The organism is Bradyrhizobium elkanii WSM2783, assembly GCF_000472865.1.
GTDB lineage: Bacteria > Pseudomonadota > Alphaproteobacteria > Rhizobiales > Xanthobacteraceae > Bradyrhizobium > Bradyrhizobium elkanii_A.
In genome coordinates this window covers 1-14,543 of the sequence record NZ_AXAP01000021.1, presented here as the reverse complement: position 1 = coordinate 14,543, position 14,543 = coordinate 1, and the positions used below count along the sequence as shown (strand labels likewise).

Sequence of the window (14,543 nt, the reverse complement as noted above, 5' to 3'; positions counted from 1 at the left end):
GCGTGCCCGATCTCAAATTATCGTTGCGCCCGGATCACGCACCGATACGAAAAACACTATCGCAAGTCCGCGATCGATGCGGGGCCGGGACCGGGCGTGACCAAGGTCGGCCATTGCTTCGAACCGAATGGCACGGCCGGCGGCAGAAACGTCGTCATGCCGCGCTTCTTGGTCTCGGCAGCAATCGCGACACGCGCATCGCCGCCCATCAATTCATAGTCCATGAGATGATAGTTGCCGAAGAACAGCGAACCGACCGAGCGATCCGCGATGATCCGCGTCAGCGATTCCAGCATGTCCGCGGGCGTCGTTGTGAACGAGATGGTTTCGATCAGGAGCAGGCGGTCATTGATGGCATCGGGACCAAAGAACTGCGCGAGCACGCTGAACAGCACGTTGTTCTGGCGCGCCACATAGATGGTGTTGCTCGCGGCATAGGTCTTGTCCCAGTCGGCGCCGAGCTGGGCTTTCCAGTCCGCCAGCACGCCCATCCAGTGCGCAACCTGGGTCTCTGCCGCCCATGCAACGTTCTTGGCGAGGTGTGGCGCCTGCTTCTTGCCGAAAGCCTCAAGCGTTGCAAATGGGATGACGTCCTTGGCGAGGCATTCGTCCATGAAGGCGAGGTTGTTCTGCAGGATGGCGCGGTTGTTGTCGCGCCGGCCGGCTTCCATCGGCGTGCGGTCCAGCCCATCGAGCGCCGACTGCATGCGGCTGCGATAGGCGAGCATCGAGCCGCGCCAGGATTTGTCGTCGAGATTGTCGACATAGGGGCCGGCCACTTCGGCCAAGGCCATCGTGCTGTGACCCACCGACTTCAGGAGCTGATAGACGATCGGCACCTGCGGCGCCTCTGTCGGCGCCATTCCCGGACGGTAAAGGATCATCCTGCCGCCGGCGCCGGAAAACAGCGCAAGGATGACCGGATGCTTGCTCAGGATGTTCTTCTGGAAGATCTTTGCCGCGTCGCCATACAGCTCAAACATCGCGGTGTTGAGCGCGAGCACGTCCTTGGTCGCGGTGTCGGCGGGTGTGGTGCTCGTCTTGCCGGAGATCGGCGCCATGTAGGATGGAAGGCCCTGCGCCCTCGCGCCCGCACCGCTACCGCACAACAATAAAGCCGCCACCGCCAAGCCGACGTAGCGCTGCATGCCGATTCCCCCGCCCGTGATTCGCACCGATTCCTCGCCGGGCGGCAGTATTCGGCCATTCGCGTGACGCGCAAGCGACACTTGCCGTGATCAACAGCGTTGGTTGTGGGATGATTGATGCGGTCCGTAAAATAGTGCGTTCATCGAGGAGCGGCGGACCAGTCGCTTGGTCGTCCCGGGTCAGGCCCGGAACGACTCGCTTGTCAGGTCGTGAACCACAACTTCCTTACGCGAAGCTGATGTTCTGCTGCCGTAGCGGTACCGAGCGGATGCGTTTTCCGGTCGCCGCGAAGTAGGCATTCAGCACCGCGGGCGCGGCGACGCCGATGGTGGGCTCGCCGACGCCGCCCCAGAAGCCGCCGCTCGGCATCAGGATCGTCTCCACCTTCGGCATCTCGCTGATGCGCATCGAGTTGTAGGTGTCGAAGTTGGTCTGCTCGATGCGGCCGTCCTTCACGGTGCAGCCGCCATAGAACAAAGCGGAGAGGCCGTAGACGAAGGAACCCGCGACCTGCCGTTCCACCTGCGCCGGATTGACGACGTAGCCAGGATCGGTGGCAGCGACGATGCGATGCACCTTGATCTTGCTGCCGTCGGTCACCGAGATCTCGGCGGCGCCGGCGACATAGCTGCCATAGCCCATCACCTGTGCGAGCCCGCGATAGACGCCCTGCGGCGCCGGCTTGTCCCAGCCGATCCGTTCGGCGACCGCGTTCAGCACCGCCAGATGCTTCGGATGACCCGCCATCAATTTGCGACGGAACGCGAGCGGATCCTGGCCGACCGCATGCGCGAGTTCGTCCATGAAGCTCTCGAGATAGATCGTGTTCGGATTGATGTTGACGCCACGCCAGAAGCCCGGCGGCACATGCGGATTGCGCATCGAATGTTCGATCAACAGGTTCGGGATCGAATAGCCGATCGCCGCTTCGCCGCTGGGCGCGAGCCCCTGGAATGTCGCGGGATCCATGCCGTTGATCATCGCTTCGGGCCGCAGCCGCGCCAGGATCGACTGGCCGGAAATCCGCATGCGCAGCGCGGTCAGGTTGTTGTCGGCATCGAAGGCGCCGACCATCCGGCACTGGGTGACCGGATGATAGAAGCCGTGCTGCATGTCCTCTTCGCGCGACCACAACAGCTTGATCGGCGTGCCCTGCATCTCCTTGGCGATCAACACCGCCTGCCGCACGTAATCGCTCTGGCCGCGACGGCCGAAGCCGCCGCCGAGGATCAGCTTGTGGACGTCGCATTTCTCAGGCGGAAGGCCTGAGGCTTGCACCGCGGTGGCGAAGGCAGCTTCGCCGTTCTGCGTGCCGCACCAGACATCGAGCTTGTCGCCGGTATGAAGCGCGGTCGCGTTCATCGGCTCCATCGTGGCCTGGTTCTGGTAAGGATAGTTGTAGACGGCCTCGACCACCTTTGCGGCACGCGCGATCTCCGCCGTCGCATTGCCGTTCTGGTTGCCGACGAACGCCGCCTGCGACGGCTCAAGGCCTTCGGCCAGCCATTTGCTGATCGTCTCGCTCGAGGTCTTTGCGTTCGGGCCTTCGTCCCACTCGATCGGCAGCGCATCGAGTGCAGTCTTGGCGTGCCACCAGGTGTCGGCGACGACGGCAACCCCGCTGTCGCCGACGCGCACCACCTTCTTGACGCCTTTCATATTGGCGATCTTGGCCTCGTCAAAGCTCTTCAGCTTGCCGCCGAACACCGGGCAATCCTTGATCGCGGCGTTCAACATGCCTGGCAATTTGAAGTCGATGCCATAGACCATCGCGCCGGTGGTCTTGTCGGCGGTGTCGAGGCGCTTCAGGCCCTTGCCCGCGATCTTCCAGTCCTTCGAGTCTTTCAGCTTCACATCGGACGGCGGAGAGAGCTTGCTAGCTGCTTCCGCCACCTTGCCGTAGGTCGTGGTTCGGCCCGTCGGCAGATGGGTGATGACGCTGCTCGTGGCCGAGCATTCGGACGCAGGCACCTTCCATTCGTTCGCGGCGGCCTGGATCAGCATCAGCCGTGCGGTGGCGCCGCCCTTGCGGACGTATTCATGCGAGCCGCGGATGCCACGGCTGCCACCGGTCGAGAAATCGCCCCAGGGCCGGCCGCGCGCGGCGCTCTGGCCCGGTGTCGGATATTCGGTCGTGACCTTCGACCAGTCGCATTCGAGTTCTTCGGCAACGAGCTGCGCGAGACCGGTGAGCGAACCCTGGCCCATCTCCGAACGCGCGATGCGGATCACCACCGTATCATCCGGACGGATCACCACCCAGGCGTTGACTTCGGGCGAGCCATCGGCGGCGCGCGCCACCGCCCCGCCAAACGGAAGATTGAAGCCGAGTGCAAGGCCGGCACCTGCTGCGGCGGTGCCAATCACAAATGCGCGGCGGTTGAGCTTGACGTGCTGATTCATGACGGCACCTCACGCGTTCGCGACGGCGTGAATCGCTTCGCGCACCTGCGCGAAGGTGCCGCAGCGGCAGATATTGGTGATGGCCTCGTCGATGTCCTGGTCGGTCGGTTTCGGGTTGTCTTTCAGGAGCGCCGCCACCGCCATGATCATGCCGGTCTGGCAATAGCCGCATTGCGGCACGTCGTGCTCGATCCAGGCCTGCTGCACCTTGTGCAGCTTGCCCTCGGCGGCAAGGCCCTCGATCGTCGTGATTTCCTTGCCATCAACTTCGCTGACGAGCACGCCGCAGGATCGCATCGCCACGCCGTCGACATGAACGGTGCAGGCGCCGCATTGTGCGATGCCGCAGCCATATTTGGTGCCGGTCAGTCCAATGTTTTCGCGAATCGCCCAGAGCAGCGGCGTATCCGGCTCGACATCGACCTCGATTTTCTTGCCGTTAATTGTGAGGTTAGCCATCGCAATCCCCTTTTGATCCAGTTCCATCAACTAGACCTCGGGGCGAGTGTGACCCGGCCACTAGAACGATTCAAATCAAGAAAATGCGTATGCGAGGAAGCAGGAACAAACCCGAGGGCGCGGTGTTCTTGATCTCTCGCGCCTCGCGCAGATCATGCGCCCTTGCGTGCGACAGCCAGCCGCAGGAAACTCATCGCGCTTCCGAGCACCGCAAATCCGGCGCCTAGCGCGAGTGCGTAGGTGGCGCCTTCGTGGCCAGCGATGGCAAAGCAGAAAGCGGCGAGCGCGGCGCCGATGGTTTGCCCGGTCAGGCGCGCGGTCGCTACGATGCCGCTGGCGCTACCGCTGCGATGCGGCGGCGCACTGCTCATCAGTGCCTTCATATTGGGCGTCTGGAAGAAGCCGAATCCGATCCCGCAGATCACCATGCGCCAGACGATATCGGGGATGCTGGGGGAGGCGGGTAGTGTTGCCAAGAGCGTCATGCCGAGGCCGAGCAGGATCAACCCGATACCGCCAAGGATGCCGACCGGGTAACGGTCGGACAGGCGGCCGCCGATCGGCGCCATGATGGCGACCACCAGCGGCCAGGGCGTCATGAAGAATCCGGTCTCGACTTGCGAGCGCATCAGCACGGCTTCGAAATAGAACGGCAGCGAAACGAAGGCGAGGCCCTGGATTGCGAACGAGCAGACCGCGGTCGCGGCGGACAAGGCGAACATCGGCCGGCGGAACAGGTCGATCGGCAGCATCGGCGCCGGATGATCCCGATGCCGATGCGTCAGCAGCCAGCCCAGCACCACCGCTCCCGCAACCTCGACCAGCACCAGTCCCGGCGAGGTCTTGTGCGCGGCGCTGCCGATGCCGATGATGAAGAGACCGAGGCAGCCTGAGGCCAGCATTGCGCCGGGGAGGTCGAAGGCATGCACGGCGCGCGGCGTCTGCGGCAAGGTCTTCATGCCGATGACCAGTGCGATCAGGCCGAACGGGATGTTGATCGCAAACAGCCACGGCCAGGTTCCGAACGCCAGGATGGCGGAGGCGATCGTCGGCCCGAGGGTGAAGGCGGTCGCGACCACCAGCGCGTTGTGGCCGAAGCCGCGACCATGCATCCTGCTCGGGTAGACGTAGCGGACCAGCGCGGTGTTGACGCTCATCAGCCCGCTGGCGCCGAGCCCTTGCAGCGTTCGTGCAATGAGAAGGCTGTCCAGCGACCATGCGAGCGCGCAGCCGAGCGAGGCGAGCGTGAACAAGAGGAGGCCGCCGAGATAGATGCGCTCATGGCCGACGATTTCCCCGAGCGCGCCAAGTGGCAACAGCGTTGCGACCAGCGCGATCTGGTAGACGTTGACGACCCAGACCACATCCGCCGGGCTGACCTTAAGATCGGTCGCGATCGCGGGCAGGGCGATATTGGCAATCGCGGTGTCAAGCGAAGCCATCGCGAGCGCGGTGAAGATGGCGGCCACGGCCCAGCGCCGCCGCTCCGGCGGCAAGCCGTCCATGACGGGCGCGACTGGCGCCTTCGCCGCGAGCATGTCCATTGTGGTCAGATTCTCCGGAAGGACAGGATCCCGTCCTCTCAGTCATCTACTACGCGCGCGCGGGTTGCCACAGGTATGTGGTTGCATGATGCGTATGCGCAATTCTGCGTTCCGGCTTGGCGTCAGCCGTCCACGCGCGGCGGTCAGGCGTTGGTGCTGAGGCCGAGCCGGGCATAGATGCGCCGGGCGTAAGCACCGAATTCGTCCGTGGTCTTGATCGGCAGCGCGCGGGGGAGGGGCAGTTCGATTGGGAAATATTCCGCCATCCGAGCGGGACCGGCGGTGAGCACGGCGCAATGCGAGCCCAGGAACACGGCTTCCTGGATGCTGTGGGTGACGAATATGATGGTCTTGCCGCTTTCGCGCCAGATCCGCAGCATTTCCAGATTCATCTGCTCGCGCGTCAGCGCATCCAGCGCGCCGAACGGCTCGTCCATCAGGATCAGTTTCGGATCGTGGATGAAAGCGCGGGCGATCGCGGTACGCTGCTGCATGCCGCCCGAGAGCTGCTGCGGATATTTGTCCTCGTAGCCGGCGAGGCCGACCATCTTGAGCAGATCGCGGGCACGCTCCCGCGCCGCCTTCCGCGGCAGGCCGACGATCTCCGCGGGCAGCAGCACGTTGTCGAGGATGGTGCGCCATTTGAGCAGCAGCGCCTGCTGGAATACCATGCCGATATCGCGCTCGGGATCGAACGGCGTCCTCGCGTTGCCGATCTTGATCGTGCCGCCATCGGCGCTGTGCAGGCCGGCAAGGATCTTCAGCACGGTGGTCTTGCCGCAACCGGATGGCCCGACCAGCGCCACCAGCTCGCCCTCGGCGATGTCCATTGTGACGTTGGAGACGGCAAGGAACTCGGTTCCCTTGGACCGATAGACCTTGCGGACGTTGCGCAGGCTGATGAAAGGCTCGGCCGTCATGCCAACCATTTCTGCAGGTTCGCGGCGACGAAGGCGTCGTCCGAGAGATCGGCATGCTCGCGGCAGACGCGGTCGATCTCCTGCATCTGGCCCGGGCTGAGACCTTCGTTTGGATCGAGGCACCAGATGCCTTCCAGCAAGCCCTGGCGGCGGAGGATCTCGTGACAGCCTGCGATGCAGCCGTGGAAATTGTTGGCAACGTCGAAGAATGCGCTGTTGCAATCGGTGACGCGGGCATCGAGCGCCAGCAGATCGGCAGGCACCGTATTTTTGTGGCGCGCCGCCTTGCACATCTCGAATTGCCTGATCGCCGTTTGCGTCCACACCGACCAGTGACCGAGCAGGCCGCCTTTGAAGTAGGTGCGAGTGGTAACGCCATTCTCGCGCAGATCGAACGGCAAGGTGAGGTCGAGCAGGATATGGTCGTCATTGCCCGTATAGAGTGCGACGCGGTCGAGGGCACCAGCCGCGGCGACGCCGCGCAGCACGTCGAGGGTGCGATAGCGGTTGAATGGTGCGGTCTTGATCGCGATCACATTGTCGATCGCCGCAAAGCGCCGCCAGAAGTCCGCGCTCAGGATGATGCCGCCGACCGCGGGCTGCAGGTAGAAGCCGACCAGCGGGATCTCGCGCGCCACTGCCTGGCAATGCGCGATGATGTCGTCTTCCGACGCGGCCTTCATCGCCGCGAGGCTGAGCAGGCCGGCGTGATAGCCGATATCGCGTGCGGTGCGTGCTTCCGAGATCGCCTGCTGCGTCGGGCCGGCGAGGCCTGCGACCATCGCCAGTGGCCGCTTGGTCCAGTTCGCTGCCGTCTCGGCGGCAAGCTCCAGCACCGGCCGATAGAGGCCGACCTCGCGGATTGCGAATTGCGTGGTGTGGACCCCAACTGCGAGGCCGCCGGCGCCGGCGTCGATATAATAGCGCGTCAGCGCGCGCTGATGCGTCCTGTCGAGCGCGCGATTGGCGTCAAGCGCGAGCGGATGCGCGGGCAGCACGGTGCCGTCGGCGATCAGCTTGCGTATCTCGGATTTGATCTCGCTGTGGTGCATGGCCAATCCTATCCAAATTCCGGGCCGGCGACGGCGAAGGGAAGCTCTTCGCCTTGCGTGGTGGCGCGGCCGAACCGCATGCGCTGGAACGGCCGTTCGATGTTCCAGCCGGCGCTGGTCAATCCGGCAATGAACGACTCCTGGGACGCGATCGCGTCGATCAGGAGCGGGCTGGTTTCGGTTCGGCTGATCGCATGGACGAGCGCCATCGCATCAGCCGCATTGTCCGCGAACAATGGTCCGACGTGGCGCGCGGCGCGGCCATCGCGCACCAGCGCCATCGCGTTGCCGTGAGATAGAATGCGCGAGTTCGTGCGCGCGCCGAATTCGGCGAGCAGGGCGTTGCGCTCAAATCCCATGGCGCGCCGGTCGCGTGCGGTGAACGTGTCGATATCGGAGGCCGCGAGCGTCACGGGCGCCTCTTGCGCCGGATGTTCGAGCCGCAAGCGCCGGAGCTGCAATGTCGGCGTGAAGCCAAGTGGGCCGTACACGGTGGCGCCCGCCGGCGTCGCATCGAGCCAGGTGGTGAGGCCGCGCTGTCTTGCCGCGTCGAGACAGGCATCGACCAGCCGGGTCGCGATGCCGCGGCGGCGCCAGCGTTCGGTCACCAGCACCATGCTGATCCAGGCATTGCCGCCTGAATAGGGCAGCAGCGCCGCGGTCGCGACCAGATGCGTTCCGTCGCGGACGCCGAACACGAGGCCATTCGCGAGAAAGAAGCGCCAGTCGGCCTCGTTCTGGTTCCAGTGTGCTTCGGTCGACAGCGCAAGCCCGGCCACTGCGTCGTTGACGCCGAGTTCGACGATGGCGACGGGCTCAGTATCGGCCATCGCGCACCTCATATTTGGTCGGCTTGCCGAGGCTCGGCATCGCGCGCGCCACCCAGTCCGCGGTCCAGGCGATCAACTGCTCGGTGTCGACGACCGGAAGACCGAACAGCTTGATCGCCTGCGAGGTGTCGGTCAGCCATGCCGTGGGCTCTTCCTTGCCGACGATCACCGGCTCGCGGCCGAAGCGCGCACCGAACTTGGCGGCCAGATCGCGCACCGCGAGGATCTCGTGGCCGCTGACATTGATCGGCGAGGTCGGCGTCGTGCAATGCGCCAGGCTCCGCAGTGCCTGCGAGGCGGCATCGCCCTGCCAGATGAAATTGACATGGCCGAGACTGACGTCGATCGGTGTCCCCGAAGCCACCTTGGTCGCTATGTCGTGCAGCACGCCATAGCGCATGTCGATCGCATAGTTCAGGCGGAACAGCCGGCCGGGCGTCGAGAACTTCCTTGAGAAATACTCGAACATGCGCTCGCGCCCAACGCAGGATTGCGCGTATTCGCCGGGCGGGTTCGGTGCCATGTCTTCGTCGGAGCCTTTGCCGTCGACCGGCACGAAGGGATAGACGCAGCCGGTCGAGAACGCCACGATCCGCGACGTGGGGAAGGCCTGCGCGACCAGCGCTGGGACATGCGCATTCATCGCCCAGGTCAGCGAAAGGTCGCCCTCGGCGCCGAATTTGCGGCCAGCCATGAAGATGATGTTCGGCGCCTTCGGCAGCGCCCTGATTGCGGCCTCATCCAACAGGTCGCAATTGATTGTCTCGATGCCGCGCTCTTCCAGCCAGTCCTTCACCGCGGGATCGCTGAAGCGGGCGACGCCGATGACGCGGCGGTCCGGTGCGGCGGCCTTGGCAAGGCCGGCCAGCGTCGGTCCCATCTTGCCGGCGACGCCGAGGATCATGATGTCGCCGTCGACCTTGCTGATATCGTCGATCAAGGCCTGGCTCTGACGGCACAGCAGGTCGTCGAGCGCTGCAATATCCGGGATCGTCTTCGGCAAAGTGTCGCGCGTGAGCAGCATGGTTCTTCCCCTGGTTTCTTATTGCAGCCGGATGTCGGAGACCACGAACAGCCGTTCAAGGCCGAGCACCAAACCGTAAAGCGCAACGCCGAGCAGAGTCAGCAGAACGACCGCCATCACCATGGCCGGGGTGTCGAGCGAGGACTGCACCTGGATCATGAGATAGCCGAGCCCGCGCTCGGAGGCGATGAACTCGCCGACGATCGCGCCGGCAACCGCGAGGATAGCGCCGACTTTCATGCCGGAAAACACGTAAGGCAGCGATCCCGGCAATTGGATCTTGCGGAACAGCGTCCAGCGCGAGCCGCGCAGCGATTTGACGAGGTCGAGCAGGTCGGGCTCGACCTCGCGCAGGCCGCGTGCGGTCGTCAGCAGGATCGGAAAGAAGCAGATGCTGAAGGCGATCAGGATGTTCGGAATGATGCCGTAGGAAAACCACACGATGATCAGCGGGCCCAACGCCACTTTCGGGATCATGTTCAGGGTCACGAACAATGGTAGCAACACGAGGCCCACCAGCGGCGACCAGCTGAAGATGACGGCAAGCGCGACGCCCACCAGCGCGCCAAGGCAGAAGCCGCCGAGGATTTCAGCGGCGGTGACGAGCAGGTTCGACAGCCAGGCATATTTGGCGGAGCTGAGCGTCGCGACGGTCGCGAGCGGCGAGGGCAGGATGAACTTCGGCACCTGGAACGCGTCGACCAGGACTTGCCAGAGCACAATCACGGCAAGATGCACGATCAGGATGATCGCGATGGACCGCGTCGACCGCCCGCCGTCACTGAACACCAATTGCTCCTTCGAAACGCCGGCCGCCCCGGCCCCTCGCTCTCAGCCTAGCCCGGTCGTATCCATCTTTCAACCACCTGGTTGATTATATCGCGCCGTCATTGCGAGCGCAGCGAGGCAATCCATAGCGCCGCCCGTGGAGACGTGGATTGCTTCGCTGCGCTCGCAATGACGGCGGTGGCAGGGTCTACGGCCGGAGCGACTGCAGCACCAGGTCGGTTACGTGCCGCCGCCGGGCCCGGCGCGCGGCCGTGCTCGACAGGTCCTTGCCGAAGATCGCCGACAGCGTCGGCGTATTGGAGAAGAAGAAGTAGCTGAGTGCCGCGATCGAGATATAGAGGTGTACCGGATCGACGCCGCGTCGGAACACGCCGGCGCGCACGCCTTCATTGAGGATCTTCGAGACCATGCTGACGAGCGGCGAGTGCATGGCCTCCAGCCGGCGGGAGCCGCGGACGTGCCGGGCACCGCCGCGGTTCTCGTCGTTCAGGAGCACGATGAAGTCGGGATGGGCGGCGAGGTGATCGAACGAGGCTTCGATCAGCTTCTTGATCGCCTGTTCGGGCGGCAGTCCCTCCAGGTTGAGCTCGCGCTCCTGCTCGCGGATCTCCTCGTAGACCCATTCGAGCACGGCGAGGTAGAGCGCGTCCTTGTCGCCGAAATAATGGTAGACGAGCTGCTTGTTGACGCCGGCTCTGGCCGCGATCTCGTCGATCCTGGCGCCGGCAAGCCCGTTTTGCGCGAATTCGCGCCGCGCCGCGGTCAGGAGCTTCCGTTGCGTGGCGACGGGATCGCGTCGCTGCGGCTTTGTGTCGTCGGATCGTCTCTTCAGCATTTCCAACCAAACAGTTGACAATTACGCCTGTCCCTTGTTGCATTGGTAACGTCACAAACAAGGTGCGACAAGGCCGGGTTGCGCACGGGGAGAGTTGCGATGAAGGGTTTGAGGCTTGCAGCCTTGACGCTGGGGTTTGCGCCGGCCTTGGCGTTTGCGCTGGCGGCGTGGGTTGCGCCGGCGCGCGCCGCCGAATCCGTCAATCTGATCCTGAACTGGACGCCCACGGCGGATCATTCGCCGTTCTATTACGCCAAAGCGCAGGGCTGGTACGAGAAGGCCGGCATCGATCTCACGATCGAGACCGGCAAGGGCTCCGGTGTCTCATCGCTGAAGGTCGGCTCCGGCGGCTCGCCATTCGGCATCGCCGATCTCGCGACCATGCTGGTGGCCAAGAGCAAGGGCGCCGACGTGGTGGCGCTGATGAGCATCTACGCCAATACCGGGCAGACCTTCTATTGGCTGAAGAGCTACGGCGTGAACGGGATGAAGGATTTTCCCGGCCACAAGATCGGCAACCCGCCGGGCGATGCCTCGCGCGTGATGTGGCCGGCCTTCGCCAAGGCAGCCGGGATCGCGCCTGACTCCGTCACTTTCGTCAATGTCGGCCCGACCGCGAAGATCGCGGCGCTGAAGAGCCACACGGTCGACATCATCAGCGATTTCTACAACGAGCACGATCTGAAGGCGATCGAGTTCGGTGCCGATCTCGGCTACGTCAACTGGAAGGACATCGGGCTCAATCCTTACGGCAATTCGCTGATCGTCAACGGCGCATTCCTCCAGAAGAATCCGAAACTGGTCGAGGAATTCGTGCGGGTCACGCAGAAGGCCTATGCCGCCTGCGTTGCCGACGTCGCGCCCTGCCTGAAGGCGCTGCTCGACCAGGTCTCCGGCCTCGACCGGGAGAACCAGGAACGGCAATGGGAACGCATCAAGTTCCTGATGACGGACGAGTTCACCACGACCAAGGCGCTCGGTTGGATCGACGCCGAGCGGATGAAGAAGGACTACGAGTTGGTGCACACCTATCTCGGGATGGAAAAGCCGTTCGACGTGAACACGGCGTTTTCGACCAAGATGCTGGATGAGAGCATCAAGATGGACGCGAGCAAGGTGAAGAAGTAGCGCGGCCGTGATTCGACCGGTTTTCGTCATGCCCGGGTTTGTCCCGGGCATCCACGTCCTTGGGGCGGAAAAGAACGTGGATGGCCGGGACAAGCCCGGCCATGACGGTGCATTTGACGACTGGAGCTGTGCTCTCATAATCCCTCTTCATTGCCGCGGCCGGATGGCCGGGCGGGGAGGGACCAGACATGACCGAGACAATCGCCGGCGAAGCTCCCAAGGACGCTTCACCCTCTGTGGTCGCACAGCACGCGGCGATGCTGGATGCATTGCCATTCCATGACACTGCCGATTTCGACGACGCCGCGCGCGGCTTCATCGGCACCGTCGAGAATGCGCACATCGCCACCGCCCAGGGCCGGGTGGTCTGGAGCCTCGAACCCTATAGCTTCCTTGCCGCGGAAGACGCTCCGCCCACCGTCAATCCCAGCCTGTGGCGGCAATCGCGATTGAACATGCAACACGGCCTGTTCGAGGTGGTGCCCCGGGTCTACCAGGTGCGCGGGCTCGACATCGCCAACATGACGCTGATCGAGGGCGACAGCGGCGTGATCGTGGTTGATACCCTCACCTCGATCGAGGGCGCCCGGGCCGCCATCGAGCTCTACTTCAGGCACCGCGGCAGGCGTTCGGTTGTGGCAGTGATCTTCACCCATACCCACACCGATCATTGGGGCGGCGCCCGCGGGGTGCTCGATGACGAGACATTGTCGAGCGGGCAGGTGCCGATCATCGTGCCTGACATGTTCATGGAGCATGCGGTCTCCGAGAACATCATCGCCGGCCCCGCGATGTTGCGGCGTGCGCAATATCAATTCGGGCCATTCCTGGCGAAGGGCGCGCGGGGGCAGGTCGATTGCGGGCTCGGCAAGTCGATGGCGGCCGGATCGGTGGCACTGTTGCGGCCGACCGATCTGATCCTCACCACCGGCGACAGGCGGGTGATCGACGGCGTCGAATTCGAATTCCAGATGGCGCCGAACAGCGAGGCGCCGGCGGAGATGCATTTCTACCTGCCGCGCTACAAGCTGCTGAACCTCGCGGAAAACTGCACCCACAATTTCCACAATCTGCTGCCGTTTCGTGGCGCCGATGTGCGCGATGCCTTGGCGTGGTCGAAATATCTCGGCGAGGCGCTCAAGCTGTGGGGCGGCAAAGCGGAGGCGATGTGCGGCCAGCATCATTGGCCGGTGTGGGGTCGAGAGCGGATCGACACCATGATCCGCCAGCAGCGCGATCTCTACAAGTTCGCGCATGACCAGACCATTCGCCTGATGAACCATGGGCTGACCGCGAGCGAAATCGCGGAGACCATTCGGCTGCCGAAAAGCCTGGAGGGCGCCTGGCACGGCCGCGGTTATTACGGCCACATCCGGCACAATGTGAAGGCGATCTATCAGAAATATCTCGGCTGGTATGACGCCAACCCCGTCAATCTCGATCCGCTGCGGCCGGTCGAGTCGGGCAAAAAATACGTTGAGTATATGGGCGGCGCGGATGCGATCCTGGAACGGGCGCGGAAGGATTTCGCCAACGGCGAATTCCGCTTCGTCGCGCAGGCGGTGAGCCATCTGGTGTTCGCCGAGCCGGGCAATGCCGCGGCCCGCGCGCTGCTCGCCGACACGTTCGAGCAGCTCGGCTATGCTGCGGAAAGCGCGACCTGGCGCAACAGCTATCTGTTCGGCGCGCAGGAGTTACGGCAGGGCATGCCGAAGGCGCCGGCGCGGCCGGCGATGCCACGCGAAACGCTCGCCGCGCTCCGCACCGGACAGCTCTGGGACGTGCTCGGCATTCGCCTCAACGGCCCCAAGGCCGAGGGCATGCGTATCGTCCTGAACTGGAAGTTCACCGATACCAACGAGACCTTCATCCTCAATTTGGAGAATTGCGCGCTGACCTATATCGCCGATACGCAAGCTGAGGACGCCGATGCCAGCTTCACGCTGGCGCGCAGCACGCTCGACGAGGTCATTGCGAAGTTGACCACCTTTCCAGAAGCGGTCGGCAGCGGCAAGATCGGCGTCAGCGGCGACGCGACGCGGCTCACTGAGCTGATGACGCTGATGGATGAGTTTCCGCGAATGTTCGAGATCGTCGAGCCGAAGCGAACGACGGTGAGTTGACTGGCACGTAGCGCGTAGAGCCTGAGAACCAATTCGGTTTTCGGGTAGACGGCATCCGAAGTAGCGGATGTTGAAGACCTCGACGGTGGAGCGGGGCGGGATTTGCGCGCCGCTATGGTTTGGCGCAGCTATGGGTTGGCGAGGCGATGTCCCTGCAGGATGTTGTTGGTGAGGGCGTACCAGAGCACGACGGCTCGGACCTTTTCGATGCCGCGCACCGTCAATTGCCTGAGGTCCCAGTTGCGCCAGCGGGCATGGATGCATTCGCAGATCGAGCGGGCCTGGTA

The 14,543-nt window shown here is 63.9% G+C and carries 12 protein-coding genes and 1 pseudogene; 2 read left to right on the top strand and 11 right to left on the bottom strand.

All coding sequences use genetic code 11. The features are described 5' to 3' along the window. Positions 1-56: 56 nt before the first annotated feature. From YY7_RS0119415 to YY7_RS0119370, 10 genes are all read right to left on the bottom strand, one after another. On the bottom strand, positions 57-1,148 hold the full coding sequence (locus tag YY7_RS0119415; protein WP_028164666.1) for a hypothetical protein: 1,092 nt from the start codon (positions 1,146-1,148) through the stop codon (positions 57-59). Positions 1,149-1,374: 226 nt separating this feature from the next. Beyond that, positions 1,375-3,552 (bottom strand): xanthine dehydrogenase family protein molybdopterin-binding subunit, encoded by a 2,178-nt coding sequence (locus YY7_RS0119410; RefSeq protein WP_028164665.1) that lies wholly within the window; start codon positions 3,550-3,552, stop codon positions 1,375-1,377. 9 nt (positions 3,553-3,561) lie between these two features. Beyond that, positions 3,562-4,011, bottom strand: a complete 450-nt coding sequence (locus tag YY7_RS0119405; RefSeq protein ID WP_028164664.1) for a (2Fe-2S)-binding protein — start codon at positions 4,009-4,011, stop codon at positions 3,562-3,564. A gap of 152 nt (positions 4,012-4,163) precedes the next feature. Next, positions 4,164-5,555, bottom strand: coding sequence for an MFS transporter (locus YY7_RS0119400; protein ID WP_028164663.1), 1,392 nt, complete (start codon positions 5,553-5,555; stop codon positions 4,164-4,166). 143 nt (positions 5,556-5,698) lie between these two features. Then, the gene (locus YY7_RS0119395; RefSeq protein ID WP_028164662.1) at positions 5,699-6,484 is read right to left on the bottom strand and encodes an ABC transporter ATP-binding protein; all 786 of its coding nucleotides are present in this window, start codon (positions 6,482-6,484) and stop codon (positions 5,699-5,701) included. Next, a complete protein-coding gene (locus tag YY7_RS0119390; RefSeq protein ID WP_028164661.1) occupies positions 6,472-7,527 on the bottom strand; it encodes a dihydrodipicolinate synthase family protein in 1,056 nt (351 codons plus the stop codon). Before YY7_RS0119390 ends, YY7_RS0119395 begins: the two co-directional genes overlap by 13 nt. Positions 7,528-7,535: 8 nt before the next feature. Continuing rightward, positions 7,536-8,357 (bottom strand): GNAT family N-acetyltransferase, encoded by an 822-nt coding sequence (locus YY7_RS0119385; RefSeq protein WP_028164660.1) that lies wholly within the window; start codon positions 8,355-8,357, stop codon positions 7,536-7,538. Beyond that, positions 8,344-9,381 (bottom strand): NAD-dependent epimerase/dehydratase family protein, encoded by a 1,038-nt coding sequence (locus tag YY7_RS0119380; RefSeq protein WP_028164659.1) that lies wholly within the window; start codon positions 9,379-9,381, stop codon positions 8,344-8,346. The genes YY7_RS0119385 and YY7_RS0119380 overlap by 14 nt, the downstream gene beginning before the upstream one ends. Before the next feature lie 18 nt (positions 9,382-9,399). Beyond that, positions 9,400-10,170 (bottom strand): ABC transporter permease, encoded by a 771-nt coding sequence (locus YY7_RS0119375; RefSeq protein ID WP_028164658.1) that lies wholly within the window; start codon positions 10,168-10,170, stop codon positions 9,400-9,402. 187 nt (positions 10,171-10,357) lie between these two features. After that, positions 10,358-11,005: a TetR/AcrR family transcriptional regulator gene (locus YY7_RS0119370; RefSeq protein WP_028164657.1), complete on the bottom strand. Its 648-nt coding sequence runs from the start codon at positions 11,003-11,005 to the stop codon at positions 10,358-10,360. A gap of 99 nt (positions 11,006-11,104) precedes the next feature. On the opposite strand from YY7_RS0119370, the gene YY7_RS0119365 reads away from it, so the two are divergent. Both YY7_RS0119365 and YY7_RS0119360 read left to right on the top strand, forming a co-directional pair. Next, the gene (locus YY7_RS0119365; RefSeq protein WP_028164656.1) at positions 11,105-12,133 is read left to right on the top strand and encodes an ABC transporter substrate-binding protein; all 1,029 of its coding nucleotides are present in this window, start codon (positions 11,105-11,107) and stop codon (positions 12,131-12,133) included. A 188-nt stretch (positions 12,134-12,321) separates the two neighbouring features. Then, positions 12,322-14,256 carry an alkyl/aryl-sulfatase gene (locus YY7_RS0119360; RefSeq protein ID WP_028164655.1) on the top strand — a complete coding sequence of 645 codons (1,935 nt, stop codon included), beginning with the start codon at positions 12,322-12,324 and terminating at the stop codon, positions 14,254-14,256. 128 nt (positions 14,257-14,384) lie between these two features. Here YY7_RS0119360 and YY7_RS60485 read toward each other — a convergent pair. Further along, a pseudogene (locus YY7_RS60485) lies at positions 14,385-14,543 on the bottom strand (IS5/IS1182 family transposase); the annotation flags it as partial.